This window comes from Bordetella muralis (assembly GCF_054781015.1).
The window spans coordinates 103,727-119,068 of the sequence record NZ_BAAGVF010000002.1; the positions used below are offsets into that span (position 1 = coordinate 103,727).

The following is a 15,342-nucleotide window of genomic DNA, read 5'->3' on the forward strand; positions in this document are numbered from 1 at the left end:
TATCGCACTTGGTGGCACCTACAGCAGTCCAGCCTTGCGCGCCTGGGCCACGGCCTGGGTGCGATTGGCCGCCTGCAGTTTGATGTTCAAGTTACGCAAGTGCGTGCGCACGGTATTTTCCGAGACGAACAGCTTGCGCGCGATGGAAATATTGGAGTGGCCTTCGGCCAAGAGTTCCAGCACGCGCGTTTCTTTGGTGGTTAGCGGATCCGTCAAAATATCCGGCGTGGCAGCCGCCCGAGGAGTAAGGCTCAGGCCGGCTCGTTGTTGGTATTTCTGCAGCCATGCTCCTGCCCCTGGTTCCTCGGTCAGCCAGCGCTGGCCAGCCGGTGCAGCGTGAAAGCGTATGAGCAGTCCTGCGACCGCGGCGCCTTCGTCGGCGATGACACGGCACAGCTCTTCGTTGACGGCCGTTTGCAGGACTTGCGTCAGTAACGTATAGGCTTTGCTGTCTTGTCCCAGCCTTTCGTATGCGACTGCTGTGAGCAGGCGCGTTTTGAAGGCCCGGCGATATCTGCGAGCCTCGATCGCAGCGGCAGTGTCGCATTCGAGTTCGGCGATCGCCCACTGCAGGTCGCTATGGTTGCCGGCATAACAGGCCCAGCGCAGTTTTCCCAGCCGCGGATAGAGCAGATCATTGGCGGGCAGGCGTAGACGTTCTACGCGTTGCCACAGGTCATCATCCTCGGCGCGTAGCAGTTCATCGCGTGCGGCGCTGCTGTGGCCCTGCAGCAGCAGGAATCGCGCTCGTTCAACTCGAGCGCTGGCCGCGATGCGCGGCAGGCGCCGTTGGTGTCCGAGGTATTCCAATTCGCCCAACAGGTAAAACGTGCGGTCAGTGTCGCCATTCAGGAACGCGATGCGCGATAGCATGACATAGCCCAGAATCATGTGATCGGGCAGGGCGACGTCGCGGCCCAACGGGACATAGACGGCCAGCAAACGTGAGGCTTGCGCCAGGTCTCCTGTTTCGTAGACCCAGGCGGCATACAGCACCCCCGCCCAGGCGTTGCCGCCGACAGGGCCTGGCATGTCGCGATGCGTGGCATGCACCGCCGTCAGAAAACGCGCGCCGGCTTGACGCAGGCGTCCTTCCTGCAGATCGATGATGCCCTCGACGGCTTCGGAATACATGTGATTGAAACGGCTTGCGGCAACGCCCTGGGCGCGCCGTGCCGTGTCGAGCCAGCGGCGGGCTTCCTGATAGCGTCCGAGTACGGCTGCAACGTTGGCCATCGCGTTGAGCAAAGCGGTTTCCGCAAAGGAGAGCTCGCCTTGCAAGGCTGCAATGCTGGGCATGCCGATCTCGTACGCCTGCTCATGACAGTCCATCATGGACAGCAGCAGTGGGCGCAGCGTGCGTACGTGCCGTTGCACCGCGGGATCGTTGTGGCCAGCGAGCTTCAGTTCTGTCATCAGCAGGTTGGCTTCGCTCGGCCCGCGTGTCATGCACGTGGCCCAGATCTGCAGGGCTTGCAGAACAGGTTGCGTGGCCAGCGTGGCCGGTGGAATCTGAGTGAACCAACGGGCCAGCAGGCCCATGCGGCCCTCCGCTGCGAGGCGGGCCGCATGGGTTTGCAAGAGTTCAATCGCGAGCTGGAAATCGCCGCCGTCAATGGCATGGTCGATGGCCGGGACGGGCCGGTTCTGCTGCAAAAACCAGGCCGATGCGCGCCGATGCAGCGTGGCGATTTCCGTGGGAGCTGCGGCGCGCAATTGCGCCTGTAAATACGCGGCAAATAGGCTGTGATAGCGATAGCTGTGCTCATCGAGAGCATCGCTGCCCAGCAGCAAATGCGTGCTTTCCAACTGCGCAAGCAAGGTTTCGCATGGCAGGTCCGGCAGCAGAGCCTGGCACAGCGGTGCGTTCAATCGCTTCAGGATACTGGTGCGCAGCAGGAAATGGCGTACTTCTTCAGGCAAGCCTGCCAGAACGTCCTGTGCCAAGTATTCGGCAATGGATTGCTCTGTACCGGAAAATCGTGCGACAAAGGCGCTGGGGTCAGCATGCCGGGGCAGCGACAATGACACCAGCCATAGCGCGGCAATCCAGCCCTCTGTCTTGCGATGCAGCTGATCGATATCTGCGGGGAGCAAGGGCCGCTGCATGCCAGCAAACAGACTGGCAGTCTCCTCGTGTGAAAAGCACAATTGTGCGCTGTTGATCTCCAGCAATTTGCCGCGGCTGCGCAGTCGGCCAAGATGGAGCGAGGGCACATGCCGAGTGCCGATGAGCAGGCTGCCATGATGCGGCAAATCCGAGATCAGATCCTGAATCAGGTCCAGCACGCTGCGTTCGGTAATGGATTCAAAATCATCCAGAAACAAGGCGAATGGATGCGCCAGCGATGCAATGTGCGTTTTGACGGCGAGAGCCAGTTCGAGAATGTCGGTATGTGGAGGACGCGAAGAATCCATCGCGCCCCTTGCTGGGTCGCGCGCCGGCAAGCCCATCTTGATCGACGTCTGATCCTGATGTGGCGTCAGCTTTTGCAGGGCCATGCCCAGGCAGTGCAAAAAACGGACGGCATCATTGTCCGCATTGTCCAGGGTCAACCAGGTGACGGCGGTCGATGCGTTCAGCATCTGGTCGCGGCATTGCGCCAGCAATGAGGTTTTGCCATACCCCGCTGGGCCCCGCAGCAACACCACTTTCCCCGGCGCGTGCTGGCATATCTGCTCACGCAGCGCATGCCGCGTCACGTGATGAGCAGACACCACGGGGGCATTCAGTTTGCCGCTGACCAGGGTGGCCTGCAGCGTGGCGGGTAACTGCATAACGACCTGTATTGGAAACGAATACCTGAGGAAAGGGATCGGGTAAACCCGGGGCATGCCGAAAAATCACCCGTTCGGACGAAGACGCAAAACGGGTCCCTAAGATACAAAAAGAACCTGTACAGGGCAATGGCGTGTACCCGCATTGCGCCTGAAAAATAATGATCGGAGACAACTTGTGAAAAATTCCAAGGCGATGCTGGCGTTGTCCGGCCTGATGTTCTATTGCGCTGCGGCCGGGTCTGCCCCCGCACAGGCGCCGGTCAAAATCGGCGTCCTGACGGACATGAGTTCGGTATATTCGAATATCGGCGGCAGCGGCCTGGTAGAGGCCGCGCGCATGGCGGTCGCGGATTTTGGCGGCCAAGTGCTGGGCAAGCCTATCGAGCTGGTCTACATCGACGGCCAGAACAAGGTGGATGTCTCCAGCGCGGCGGCGCGCCGCTGGTTCGATCAGGATGGGGTGGACATGATCACCGATCTGCCTACGTCGGCGACCGCCTTGGCCGTCAGCGAGGTGGGGCGCGAGAAAAAGAAGATCATCATGGTCACCAGTGCGTCGACCTCGGATCTGACGGGCAAAGCATGTTCGCCCTATACCGTGCACTGGACATACGATACCTATGCCCTGGCCAGTGGCACGGGCGCAGAGGTAACCCGTCAAGGCGGCAAGCAGTGGTACTTCATTACGGCCGATTATGCGTTTGGAAATGCGCTGCAGGCCGACGCCAGCGCGGTGATTGAACGAGGTGGCGGCAAAGTGGTAGGTGCCGTGCGTTCGCCTTTGAACTCACCGGATTTCAGTTCCTTTCTGTTGCAGGCGCAGGCTTCGAACGCGGGTATTGTGGGGCTGGCACTGGGAGGCGGGGACCTGATCAATGCGATCAAGCAGGCTGCCGAGTTCGGCGTTGGACGCGGCGACAGCAAACAACGGCTGGTGGCGTTGCTGGCCTTTTTCTCGGACGTGAAATCGATCGGGCTGGAATTGGGGCAGGGCCTGCTCTTGACCGAGGCTTTCTACTGGGATCAGAGCGATGCTACGCGTCAATGGTCCCAACGTTTTCAGGAAAAAGTCGGACGTAAACCGACGATGACACAGGCTGGCACCTATGGTGCAGTGATGCATTATCTCAAGGCCGTCCAGGCCGCCGGGACCAAGGATTCAGATGCCGTGATGGCCAAGATGCGCGAGACGCCCATCAATGATTTCATGACGCGTGACGGCAAGCTGCGCATTGACGGGCGCGTGGTGCGCGATATGTACTTGTTCCAGGTGAAGACGCCTGCCGAGTCGAAAAATGAATGGGATCTGTACAAGCAGATCGGTGTGATTCCCGGGGACGTGGCGTTTCGTCCGCTGAATCAGGGCGCTTGCCCGTTGGTGAAATAACAGGAGGACAGACATGATCAGCCAGGATGTAGTTGCCTTTGGACAACCGTTGCAGCGCATTGAGCGCGCGACGCCGCAACCGCAGGGCAATGAGGTGCTGTTGCGCGTGTTGGCCGCCGGCGTCTGCCATACCGATATTCACACGTGGGAAGGTTCGTACGATCTCGGTGGCGGCAAGCGGTTGAACATGGCGGATCGTGGCGTTGGTCTGCCGTTGACACTGGGCCACGAGACGGTCGGTGAGGTGGTCGCCGTTGGGCCCGATGTGAGCGATGTCCAGCCGGGCGATCGCCGGCTGGTCTATCCATGGATAGGTTGCGGCCAATGCCGGGTATGTTTGCGGGGTCGAGAGAACCTGTGCACGCAACCGCGTTTCCTGGGCATATTTCGAGCCGGCGGCTACAGCGATCATTTGCTGGTGCCGCATTCACGTTATCTCGTGGATATCGGCACATTGACCCCCGAGCAAGCCGCGCCGTATGCATGTTCGGGTTTGACGACCTACAGTGCCATCAACAAAATCGATCGCGACGTACTGGCGCAAGAGGCTGTGCTGGTGATCGGCGCAGGCGGGCTGGGATTGATGTGCGTCACCTTGTTGCGTGCGATGGGATGCAGCAGCGTGATTGTGCTGGAGCCGGACGGTAAACGGCGCGGCGCGGCACTGGCCGCAGGCGCGACATGTGCGGTGGATGCCGGGGCGCCGGATGCGTTGGACCAGATACGCGCCGCTGCAGGCGGTCCCGTATGGGCTGTGATTGATTGCGTTGGCCACGGTTCGACGGTGCAACAGGGACTGGATCTATTGGCCAAAGGCGGCCAGTTGATTGTCGTGGGATTGTTCGGCGGCGAACTGACATTGTCGTCGGCCTTGCTGCCCATGCGCGCGGCAACGGTCCAAGGTTCCTATATCGGTAATCTGGGCGAACTGCAGTCGTTGATGCGTCTGGTGCGGGAGAAGCAGCCTACCTTGATTCCGACGTCCTGCCGTTGCCTGGACGACGCTGCCAGTGCGTTGCAGGACTTGTCGCAAGGCCGCGTGGTGGGACGTTTGATCCTGTGCCCCAGCATGAATGATTCGGCGGCGGCAGCATCATGACCCTGAGTTTCGAGTCGAATTACACCATGACCGTTGATGGCCGCGCGACGCTGTCGTCAGAAAGCATGGATGTGCTGAATCCTGCGACAGAAGAATGCATCGCGCGTGTGCCCGATGCCTCATTGGATCAACTGAATGACGCCGTTGCCGCAGCACGGCGGGCACAAACCTCATGGGCGGCGTTGCCGCCAGCCCGGCGGCAACAGGCGCTGGATGCGATGGCCGATTTGCTGGCATCGCATACGGACGACTTCATGCGTCTGTTGACACGTGAACAGGGCAAGCCTCACGCCGATGCCAAGGCCGAAGTAGGCCGCTGCGTGCATTGGCTGCGCGAATATGCGAAACGGACGTTACCTGTGTCGCGGCATGATGATGGTGCAGGACATCTGTTTGAGACTCACCATGTTCCCATCGGTGTGGTGGCCGCCATCGCGCCGTGGAATTTCCCCATGACGCTGGCCATCTGGAAGGTTGCGCCCGCATTATTGGCGGGCAATACCGTGGTATTGAAACCCTCGCCATTCACGCCGCTGACATCACTCAAAATGGGTGAGCTGTTTCGCGATGTGTTGCCGCCCGGTGTGTTGAATGTGGTCAGTGGCTCCGATCGTTTGGGGCCATGGCTGACCGAGCATCCAGGCGTTGACAAAATAGGCTTTACGGGGTCGACCGCTACCGGGCGCCGCGTCATGCAAAGCGCATCCAGCAGGCTCAAGAGAATTACCCTGGAACTGGGGGGAAATGACGCAGCCATCGTCTTGCCGGATGTGGATGTGGCGCAGACCGCACGTGCTTTGTTCTGGGGTGCATTTCGCAATAGCTCGCAGTATTGCCTGGCGACGAAACGCATGTATGTGCATGAAAGCATCTACGAGGATTTCAGCCGCGAGCTCGTGGCCTACGCGCGTACCGTCGAAATGGGCAACGGCGCCGATCCTGGCATTGGCTTGGGGCCGATTCAGAATCGCATGCAGTATGAACGGGTAAAGGATCTGATCGCAGATGCGCACCGCACGGGTGTGAAGTTTTTGCTGGGAGGCAGTGTGCCTGAGGGCAAGGGGTACTTCATTCCGGTATGCATTCTGGATAATCCGCCGGATGACGCTCGATCGGTGACAGAGGAGGCATTCGGCCCCGTGTTGCCGCTATTGAAATACCGCGATATCGACGAGGTGGTGCGTCGCGCCAACGATAGCGATTATGGTTTGGGAGGCTCGGTCTGGAGCCGGGATCAAAAACTGGCCTATGAGATCGCGGGGCGTCTGCAAACAGGGATGGTTTGGGTCAATCACATACATGTGATGTCGCCGAATGCGCCATTCGGCGGGCAAAAGCAGTCTGGAATCGGTGTGGAGAACGCAATGGAGGGGTTGCTGGAATACACCAATGTGCAGACGAGAGTGACGCTAACTAGTTAAAGAGTGTGGCAGGCGCCATATCGACGGCGCTTTGCCACCGCCGCTTAATCCTCCAGTACTTCATGCGCCCCTTGATTGCCGCGCCGCCAATAAGCAGATGCACGGATGCGGGACTTGTCGATACCGCGTTCCTGGACCAGAAACTGCCGCACGCCGCGAATCGCAGAAGATTCGCCGGCAGCCCAGATATAGCCTTCGCCCTCGGGCAGTTGCAGACGGCGAATCACGCGTTCCAGCACGGATTCAGAGTCCTCGGCATCGGGGCCGCCGTTTACCCATTGCACCGTCGCGTCGGCTTGCGTAGGCAGATCGATGCGCGCATCGGGGCCGCGGGTTTCAATGACGGCGAGGACGCGTTTGCCTGCGGGGAGCTCCTCCAGGCGCCGCGCGATAGCGGGCAACGCCGTTTCATCGCCGACCAGCAGGTGCCAATCAAAATCATGTGGAATGACAAACGAACCGCGCGGACCGGCGATGCCTAAATAGTGTCCCGGCTGTGCTTGCGCTGCCCAGGCGCCGGCGGGGCCGTGTTGGTGCAGCACGAAATCGACATCGAGTTCTTTGGTGTCGGCGCGATAGCGGCGCGGCGTGTAATCGCGCGCCTGAGGGCGCGCTACGCCAGCGGGAAATTCCGGGCCATTGGGGCCGATAGTGGGGATGACAGGCAGAGCCTCGCCCTCGGGTAGGAAGACCTTGACGTGGTCGTCAAACGAGGCGGAGACAAAGCCCTCGAGGTCATCACCCGTGAGCGTGATGCGCACCATGTGTGCGCTCAGCGGCTGTACGCGGCTGACTTGCAGCATGCGCGATTTCAGAGGATGCCGGACTTTTTGTACGGCATAGTGGTCGATGGATGCGGTGTCCATAAATATCCTTGTATCAGTAGCGTCAATCTGCGACGGGATCACAGGACCCGGCCGCCTGGTCCAGAATGTCTGCCGTGGCGCGTTCCAGGATGGCGATGATGCGGCGCTGTTCGGCCTCATCAGCATCGGATCGGCGTAGGAGAGCTTCGCGCAGGGCGCGTCGGGCCTCGACGTATTCCCGCAGCCAGCCGCTGGCCTCGATGGCTTCTTGGGCACCGGGATCCCCCTGCCAGGCTTGTTTCATCCAAGCCATCTTGCGAGCCACATGTTGCAGGCCCGCGAGCAGCAGTTCGACCCGGTCGCGTTGACCGTCCAGATGGGCGCGGCCCGCCTCGGCCAAGTGATAGCGCTTGCGGGTGCCGTGCGTCTCGACGGTGGCGTAGTCGAGTTCCTCGAGATAGGTCAGTGCGGGGTAGACCACGCCGGGGCTGGGTGTGTAGTACCCGTTGGTGCGAGCCTCTATTTCCTTGATCAGCTCGTAACCGTGGCGGGCTTGCTCTTCGATCAACGCCAAGAGCATCAATTGCAGGTCTTCGGCGCTGAATTTACGGCCGCGCATCATGCCATCGCCGCCCATGCCGTGACCGCCACCCATGCCATGGCCACCGCGCATTTTGCCGTGGCCGCCGTGTCGGCCATGATGGGCGGCGGCATTCTGGCAGGGCGCGATATGGCGCGGACTATACGGATGGAGATCGTGAGGGTGCATGGGGTGTGCCGTGTGTCTTTGAGTATTTTTAATATATCGTACGATATATCTAACGATATTATGGTGTCAAGGCTAAGGGTCTATTTCCAGACCTCGGGTGCGGCCAACCCCCGCGGGAAGAACAGAACCCGCAATGTTGTTTCGTTGAACAGCCAACCGCGTTTCATCGATAAAAACCTGGGTTTCGTCGAAAAAATATTGCGTTGTTGCAATGAAAACGCAGAATCTCGTATCCAGACCTTTCTGCAGGGAGCGTGGTTCGTGGAAAGGAAGCCACTTCATCCAGATACCTCACTCCGCCATGAAACAACCCACATCGTTCTCTGTTCGCCGCGTGTCATTCCCACTGATGCGCCAAAGCGCGCTGCGGCTGGCGATCTTGTCTGCGCTGGGTGTGTGGGGCTGCGGTTTGGCGAGCGATGCTCGTGCAGAGACATGTTGGAGCACCGGCGATGATGACGGAAGCTATCCCTACATGTATGGCGTGTGCAAAGGCGACGACGGGGTCGATAAAAATAATGAAAAAGACGGGGAACCCGGGGGAGATGAAAAATATGTGACCACCTCGAGATCCCATTCCATTGATGCCTCGACGTATTTTTCGATCCTGGGCGCGCAAACGACAATGGGTGTCGTAACCGGCGCAACGACGGGCGGCGCAGGCGTTGATGAAGGGACCGCGGGTAATGGCGGACAGGTCTACGTGACGAACAACTATGACGTGACGCTGACCGGGACAACGATCGGCAACGTGAACAGCCTGATTCTGGCGGGTTCTTATGGCGGCCAGGCCGATCAGGACAACGATAACAATGACTCCAACGGCGGGCAGGGCGGATATGGACAGATCGTGACCGTCCAGAACACGGGCAATTTGACGATCGTGGGCACCGTAGATACGCCCACGACAGGTCTTTTCGGTATCAATGCCACCTCAGTCGGAGGCGCCGGCGGTGAGCAGAACGATCCCACGCTGGAGTACGGTGACCAGATCGGCGGAACGGGAGGCAATGGCAGTACCGTGACCGTCAACAGCAGCGGTGCGATCAACCTCGGCAGCAGCGATGCGCGGCTGCGCACGAATACAGTCGGTGCCGCGATATCTGCGACTTCGGTAGGCGGCATGGGCGGACAGAAAAACGGCAACGCCGGCACCGGCGGCACGGTGCAAGTGACGCATCACGGCTCGGCCACGAGCTATTGGCAGGTCAATCAGGGCGCCAAGGTTTTCGGCATCAAGGCAGAGACCTCAGGCGGGGACGGCACTGCCTCCACCGACGACAGCGACAATGGCGGAAATGGCGGCGGTAACTCGTCCACCTGGACGCAGAAAGTCGTCGTTGACGCCTATGGTTCTGTGTTGCTGGATGTCGAGTGGTCGGGTTCGACTATCGAGGGCGCAGGTATTGCGGCCAGAGCCCTGGGCGGCAAGGGGGGCGGCGGCCCGGACAAAGATAATTCCGGCGGCAACGGCGGCACCGCCGGCACGGTCGCAGTGACCTTGTATTCCGGCGGCAGCGTCACCACACAAGGTGAAAATCTCGTAGGTATCGCCGCGCAGAGCCTGGGGGGACAGGGCGGCGACGGGGCCGACAGCACTGCGCTGGCCGGGCAGGCTGGCGGTGGGGGATTCGGCGGCAACGCGAGTCAGGTCACCGTGCAAACGCAGAACAATACGACCGTCACCACGAACGGAAATTTTGCTGTCGGTGTGGTGGCGCAGTCGATAGGCGGAGGCGGCGGTACGGGCAGCGATTTTGTGTCGGTGCTGGGCGGCCAAGGCGGTAATGGCGGTAATGGCGGCGACGCCGGCCAAGTCAACGTTACAACGGCGGGAACGATTCAGACGAGTGGCCAACATGCCTACGGCGTGCTGGCGCAATCTATTGCCGGCAGCGGCGGAGCAGGCGGCGCGGACACGTCCTCGCTGGTCTCGCTCGGTGGTGGCGGCGCCGGCGGCGGTTCGGCCAGCTCGGCCCAGATCACCAACTCGGGATCGATCACGACCTCGGGCTACAACTCGCACGGCATGGTCGCGCAATCAATTGGCGGAGGCGGCGGCGCATCGGGCAGTGCGACGGGCTTGCTCAGTGTTGGCGGCAACTCATCGGATGGCACCTCGGGATCTGATGGCAGCAGTGTGATCCTCAACAATAGCGGCGGGACTATCACTACCACGGGCAATGCTGCTGTCGGGATGGTGGGTCAGTCTATCGGCGGTGGTGGTGGCAGCGGCGGTGACAGCATCGGCGTGTTGGGCGTGGGCGGTGCAGGAGGCGGCGGCGGCTCGGGCGGCAGCGTCACGTTTGGCGACCTCGGCGGGATCTCCACGTCAGGTCAATTCAGCCCCGGTGTCGTGGCGCAAAGCATCGGCGGTGGCGGTGGCAATGGCGGGGATACCTTCACGGCGTCGGTCGGCGTTTCCGTGGCGATTGGCGGCAGCGCCAGCGGTGGAGGCAATGGCGGCGAAGTCTGCCTGAGCAACCATGGTGGATGTTCGAGCGGCACGACCTCGTATTCGACGGGAAATATTGTGACCCACGGCAATTACTCGCCCGGCATCATCGCGCAAAGTGTTGGCGGTGGCGGCGGTACCGGAGGCAGCGTCAAGAATGTCAGCGTGGCGTCGTTCGCCGCATTGCAGTTGGGCGGATCGGGGGGCGATGGCGGACATGCCGACGACGTCAAGGTTGGCTATTCCAATCTGAATATCAGTACCGGAGGCGCCCATTCGACGGGCGTGCTGGCGCAGTCCATCGGTGGCGGCGGCGGCAATGGCGGCGCCTCCAGTTATTACGATGTGACGATCGGGTTCAATGCCGCCCTGGTCGTAGGTGGCAGCGGTGGTTACGGCGGGACGGGGAACGCGGTGACGGTAAACCTGGCCAATTCTCATATCGCGACGGGGATGGGCTACGACAGTTCGTCGATCAATCCCGATACGTACGCGCCCAACGATTCGTTCGGCATTCTCGCGCAAACCATTGGCGGTGGTGGTGGTAATGGCGGCAGCTCCAGCGCCAGTGATGCCGTGGTGGCGGTGCCGACAGGTGAGGGCGTCTCCGCGGCATTCAACTTCGAATCGGCAGTCGGCGGCTCGGGAGGTTCGGGCGGCAGCGCTTGTCCGGAGGGCGACAGTTCATGCGTGACAGAAGTGGTGTTGAACAACGGCTCGACCGTCACCACGCTGGGCGATGGGTCGCATGCCATTGTGGCCCAATCCATTGGCGGCGGCGGCGGTAACGGCGGCGACTCTTCTGTCTTGGCGACCACAATAGGCGATGAAACCACGGTGTCGGCCACGGCAGCCATGACCTTGGGCGGGACCGGGTCTGCCGGCGGTAACGGCGGCGGTGTAAACATCAGCCTGGGTGACAGCGGCTCGGCGTATGCCGCGTTGCCGCCCGCATTGCTGACACCGCCGACCTCGAATAAGCCACCGTCGTCATCCATCATCACATACGGTGACTATGCCAACGGTGTGGTGGCGCAATCGATTGGCGGTGGCGGTGGTAATGGCGGTATCGGCTCCAGCAATGCCTACACGCATGGCGGGCCGACCTCTATCAAAGCGACGCTGGCGCTGGGCGGCACAGGTGGCGCAGGCGGCGTTGGTGGCGATGTCGATATCACGTTGAATCCCAATTTCGTGATTCGCACGCTGGGCTCGGGATCGCGCGGGATCGTTGCGCAGTCTATCGGTGGCGGAGGCGGCACCTCGCAAGGCGGCACGATGAGTGTTGCCTCTTCGATCAAAGACACTCCCTCCACGCGGTTGCAAGTGGGCTTGGGAGCGACAGGGGGATCCGGTGCCGTAGGCGGCACGATCAACGCCACTCTCCAAGGCGCGATACGTACCGAGGGTGGCGATGCCGATGGCGTGTTGTTGCAGTCCATTGGTGGCGGGGGCGGTTTAGGCGGCTCCTTGGGCGCGGATGCATCGTCTTATCCCATCCTGGATCGGATCGGCAATCACAGCGACAATCAAGAGCGGCTGGACGATACGGGCACGACCTATGCGTTTGGTGTCGATGTGGGCGGCAAAGGCGGCACGGGTGGCAATGGCGGCAATGTCAATGTGACCTTTGAAGGCCAGATCGGCACCAGCGGCGATTGGGCGGACGGCTTGGTCGTGCAATCGATTGGCGGCGGTGGCGGCACGGGAGGCTCATCGACTGCATCCGGCAGCAAGGTCAAGGCGAACGCAATCATCGGCGTGGGCGGCTCTGGCGGGGCCGGCGGTACTGGCGGCGAATTGAACGTCTATTTTGACGGCTCGCATAACAACAGGATTTCCACCGCCGGCTACTACGCCTATGGCGTTTTGCTGCAATCCATCGGTGGCGGCGGCGGTCAAGGCGGAGACGGATCGGATCAGGCGCGAGGCACGATCACGGTCGGTGCCTCGTTCGGCGGAACCGGTGGACAGGCTGGCAATGGCGGCACGATCCAGAACACCAATGGAAACGGCAGCGGGTGGCTGACAGTCGTGACGACAGGCGACGATGCGCCCGCGTTGGCCATGCAGTCGATCGGTGGCGGTGGCGGCATCGCCGGCGCAGGCAACAGCACCTCGAAACTGCTCGCCCAGGATAGTCATGCCATGCACGTCTCGGTGGGTGGCAACGGTGGATTGGCTGGCGATGGCGGCGCCGTGAATTTCACCACTGGGCTGGCTGCAACCACGTCAGGCGATCGGGCATATGGATTGCTCGCACAATCGATCGGTGGTGGCGGCGGCTTGGGCGGTGCCGGTCAGGCGAGCCACTATGACGGCGTAGAGCTCGGCGGCAAAGGCGGCGTCGCAGGTAAAGGCGGCGCAGTGACGCTCAGCTTGAATGGGGGCAGCTACATCACAACATCCGGCGCCGGCGCACACGCGCTGATCGCACAGTCCATCGGCGGTGGCGGCGGCATCGCGGGAGATACCTCCGTCGGTACGCGAATCGGCACCGATGGCTGGCAGGACAGCAACGAGCAGGATGGCAGCAGCGGCGACGGCAGCAGTGTCCACGTCACGGTCAACGGCAACCTGACGACTACCGGCGCGAACGCGTTCGGCATCATCGCGCAATCCATTGGCGGTGGTGGCGGCCTGGGGGGTAACGCCGATGGCGGCTTCGCAGGCAGCACCGGCGTATCCGGTGGCAGTTCAGGCTCGGGCAGCGACGTCACGGTGACGCAGTCCGGTGCGATCAAGGCATTGGGCAGCGGCTCGACCGGTATTTTTGCGCAAAGCGATGGGCCGGACGACACGGGCGTCGTGACGGTCAATGTGAACGGTACGGTCGCAGGCGGCTCGGGTTCGGACGCTAACGGCGTCTGGATCGCTGGCAAGAACTCGAATGTGCTCAACGTTGCCACCGACGGTGCCGTTACGGTGGGCGTTGGCGGTACTGCCGTGCGTTACACAGGCGTCGCTGGTCAACAATACAAAACCTCGTCCTTGGCCGTGACCGACGTTGCGAGCCCGGCATTGAGGATCAGCAATGCGGGCGTGATCAATGGGGACATCAAATGCCAGAACGGCAGCGGCAGTATTGCCTGCGATGTAGAGAACAAGGAGACCGGCACGCTAAGCGGTGCGACAAACTACCAGGCAAACATTGATAACGCGGGCCTGGTGGCGATAGGCCGCACGGCGGAGTTGGACACATTGACGGTGTCAGGGGACTTTACGCAGCAGTCCACCGGCACGCTGCAGGCCAATGCGGATTTTTCGGCATTGCGTGCATCGCACCTGGTGGTCAAAGGCGATACCCAATTGGGTGGACAGGTCAGTGTCGTGCCTCTGGCGCTATTGCCGGGCCGCGAGGTAGCGGTGGCGACCCTCGAAGGCGGAATTCAAGGTACGCCCGTGGCCTACGACAGTCCAGTCGTTGACTACGATGCCACGCTGCAGGGTAATCAAATCCACATGCGCGTGGTGAACGCCGATTTTGCGCCCCCATCGATGAGTCTCGCTGACAACCAAGGCGCGGTCGCTGCGCATGTGCAGAACACCTGGAACCAGGACGGCGGGGCAACCGAATTGGCGCAACTGTACGCGGCCCTCGATATGGCCTCACGTGGCGGCGCCAAAAATTATTCCGACCGCCTGGCGGATCTGTCTCCTGGCGTCGCTGTTGCGCCTGCCGCGCAGATGCAAGCCAGCATGGCGCGCTTTACTGGCGCGATGATGTCCTGCCCGATGTTCCAGGGCGCTGATGCCTTGACGGGCGAGCAGGATTGCCTGTGGGGCCAAGTATCCGGCGTAGACACCAATCAGGATGGCGACAACGGTGTATCGGGTTTCTCGTTTGACGGCGTGACCTATCAATTCGGTGGCCAGCGCCAAGTCAGCCCGGGGTGGTTCCTGGGCGGGTCCGTCGCGTATGAAAACACCCATATGCGTGGCGACGACGGACGTGTCACCGGCAAAGGCGATAGCGGTTATGCCGGTCTCGTGCTCAAGCGTGAAGCCGGGCCCTGGACCTTCTCTGCTGCACTGGGCGGCGGCTATGGCCAGTACGATATCGAGCGTGGCATCAACTTCCCCGGCATGCAAAGCACCGCCAGTTCCGATGTCGATGTCTATGGCGCGGGCATGCGCTTGCGTATCGCACGCACCTTTGCCGCCGAGCAGTTTTATCTGAAACCCTATGTCGATCTGGATGCGTTCTACACGCGCATGCCTGGCTATAGCGAATCGCGCAAAGCCGAGCACCTGGATATCGAAAGCAGCGACAAGTTCATCGTCGGCCTATCCCCCACATTGGAAATCGGCGGCCGGGTCCCGCTGACCAAAGGGACCATCATGCGACCCTACATGTATGCAGGGGCGTCGTTCTTGTCCGACGACGAGTACAAGGTCAAAGCAAAATTGCAGGGCGCGCAGGCCGGCACAGGCAGTTTCGAATCATCGATACCGATGGACGACGTCATAGGCCGCATCGGCGCGGGCATCCAAGTCGCTAACGCGGGCGGCGTGGACTTCCGTTTGCAATACGACGGTGAGTTTTCATCACATGTGCAAAGCCACCGAGGCTCGTTGAAGTTGATGGTGCCGTTCTGAGCGCGTGGCTTGGATGCCGCTGGAA

Annotated in this window: 7 protein-coding genes; 4 read left to right on the plus strand and 3 right to left on the minus strand. The window is 61.3% G+C overall.

All coding sequences use genetic code 11. The features are described 5' to 3' along the window. Positions 1-18: 18 nt before the first annotated feature. Positions 19-2,778, minus strand: coding sequence for a LuxR C-terminal-related transcriptional regulator (locus ACYVIT_RS02560; protein ID WP_415805544.1), 2,760 nt, complete (start codon positions 2,776-2,778; stop codon positions 19-21). Positions 2,779-2,974: 196 nt separating this feature from the next. On the opposite strand from ACYVIT_RS02560, the gene ACYVIT_RS02565 reads away from it, so the two are divergent. From ACYVIT_RS02565 to ACYVIT_RS02575, 3 genes are read left to right on the plus strand one after another with little or no spacing between them, the layout of a single operon-like run. Continuing rightward, complete coding sequence (locus tag ACYVIT_RS02565) at positions 2,975-4,168, plus strand: ABC transporter substrate-binding protein (protein ID WP_415805632.1); 1,194 nt, start codon at positions 2,975-2,977, stop codon at positions 4,166-4,168. Positions 4,169-4,181: 13 nt separating this feature from the next. Continuing rightward, positions 4,182-5,267: an alcohol dehydrogenase gene (locus ACYVIT_RS02570; protein WP_415805542.1), complete on the plus strand. Its 1,086-nt coding sequence runs from the start codon at positions 4,182-4,184 to the stop codon at positions 5,265-5,267. Beyond that, a complete protein-coding gene (locus ACYVIT_RS02575; protein ID WP_460478146.1) occupies positions 5,264-6,688 on the plus strand; it encodes an aldehyde dehydrogenase family protein in 1,425 nt (474 codons plus the stop codon). Before ACYVIT_RS02570 ends, ACYVIT_RS02575 begins: the two co-directional genes overlap by 4 nt. A 44-nt stretch (positions 6,689-6,732) precedes the next feature. On the opposite strand, the gene ACYVIT_RS02580 is transcribed toward ACYVIT_RS02575, so the two are convergent. Together ACYVIT_RS02580 and ACYVIT_RS02585 are read right to left on the minus strand one after the other, a co-directional pair. Continuing rightward, a complete protein-coding gene (locus tag ACYVIT_RS02580) occupies positions 6,733-7,554 on the minus strand; it encodes a siderophore-interacting protein (protein WP_415805540.1) in 822 nt (273 codons plus the stop codon). A gap of 22 nt (positions 7,555-7,576) precedes the next feature. Further along, the gene (locus ACYVIT_RS02585) at positions 7,577-8,167 is read right to left on the minus strand and encodes a PadR family transcriptional regulator (RefSeq protein ID WP_415805631.1); all 591 of its coding nucleotides are present in this window, start codon (positions 8,165-8,167) and stop codon (positions 7,577-7,579) included. A 397-nt stretch (positions 8,168-8,564) separates the two neighbouring features. Between ACYVIT_RS02585 and ACYVIT_RS02590 the strand changes: the two genes are divergently transcribed. Further along, positions 8,565-15,317, plus strand: coding sequence for an autotransporter outer membrane beta-barrel domain-containing protein (locus ACYVIT_RS02590; RefSeq protein ID WP_415805539.1), 6,753 nt, complete (start codon positions 8,565-8,567; stop codon positions 15,315-15,317). Positions 15,318-15,342 lie beyond the last annotated feature (25 nt).